This window comes from Chromohalobacter sp. 296-RDG, from assembly GCF_029889885.1.
GTDB lineage: Bacteria > Pseudomonadota > Gammaproteobacteria > Pseudomonadales > Halomonadaceae > Chromohalobacter.
The window spans coordinates 1-1,136 of record NZ_JARANY010000223.1; the positions used below are offsets into that span (position 1 = coordinate 1).

Below are 1,136 nucleotides of genomic sequence, written 5' to 3' on the forward strand. Positions count from 1 at the left end.
GGCCTCGGTTTCCCAGTCGCTGCTGCCCATGGCCTTTCTGGTCTCGGTCTTCATCTTCCTGCGCGGCCACAACGCGCCGGGCGGTGGCTTCATCGCGGGGCTGGTGACGGCAGTGGCGCTGATCTTGATGTATATCGCCCATGGGGTCGAATGGGCCCAGCAACGCTTGTCGTTCCAGTATCAGCCGATCGCCGTCGCCGGTGTCGCCATCGCCGCGCTGACCGGGGTCGGCAGCTGGATCTTCGGGTATCCGTTCTTGACCTCGGCCTTCGGCCACTTCCACATCCCGCTGATCGGTGACGTGGAACTGGCCACGGCCATGCTGTTCGATCTCGGTGTCTACCTTACCGTGGTCGGTGCCACGCTGATGATCCTTGCCAATCTGGGCAAGGTGACCACATCGCACCGCCCCTCCAAGCAGAAGGAGAAAGCGTGATGGAAGCGCTATTCGCGACCACCACGGGGATCCTGGCCGCCAGCGGTTTGTACCTGGCGCTACGCGGGCGCACCTTTCCCGTGGTCGTCGGCCTGACGTTATTGTCCTATGCCGTCAACCTGTTCTTGTTCTCCACCGGAGGACTGACCACCGACGGTGCGGCCGTGATCAGCGATGGCGCCGGTCATTATGCCGATCCGCTACCGCAGGCATTGGTGCTTACAGCCATTGTCATCGGCTTCGCCATGACCGCCTTCTCGGTGATCCTCGCCATGCGCGTGCGTGGTGACGTGGGCAGCGATCACGTCAACGGCAACCGTGTCGACGAGCCGCGGGAGGACAAATCCTGATGCAGCACTTGATCATTCTGCCGGTTTTGTTGCCGCTGCTCACTGGAGTGGCATTGCTGATCCATCGCGGCGGCGCGCTAACCTTACGCCGCACGGCCAACGTGATCTCCACGATCGCGCTGGTGGTGGTGGGGATCTTGCTGGTCATCGAAAGCACCGATGACACCATCCGCTATTACGCCCTGGGCGACTGGCAACCGCCATTCGGTATCATTCTAGTACTCGACCGTCTGTCCGCCCTGATGGTGATGCTTACGTCGCTACTGGCGCTGGGCAGCTTGCTCTATGCCTGCGCCGGTGATGACGAGCAAGGCTCGAACTTTCACGGATTGTTCCAGCTGCAACTTATG

General features: G+C 61.5%; 2 protein-coding genes and 1 pseudogene. All 3 read left to right on the forward strand.

Going from position 1 to position 1,136, the window contains the following annotated elements; all coding sequences use genetic code 11:
- On the forward strand, positions 1-436 hold a 436-nt coding region (locus tag OP495_RS18060; RefSeq protein WP_280571157.1), incomplete at its 5' end, for an MnhB domain-containing protein.
- Positions 436-786 carry a Na+/H+ antiporter subunit C gene (locus tag OP495_RS18065; protein WP_280563056.1) on the forward strand — a complete coding sequence of 117 codons (351 nt, stop codon included), beginning with the start codon at positions 436-438 and terminating at the stop codon, positions 784-786. The genes OP495_RS18060 and OP495_RS18065, both read left to right, overlap by 1 nt.
- Positions 786-1,136: pseudogene (locus tag OP495_RS18070) on the forward strand (monovalent cation/H+ antiporter subunit D); the annotation flags it as partial. The gene OP495_RS18065 and the pseudogene OP495_RS18070, both read left to right, overlap by 1 nt.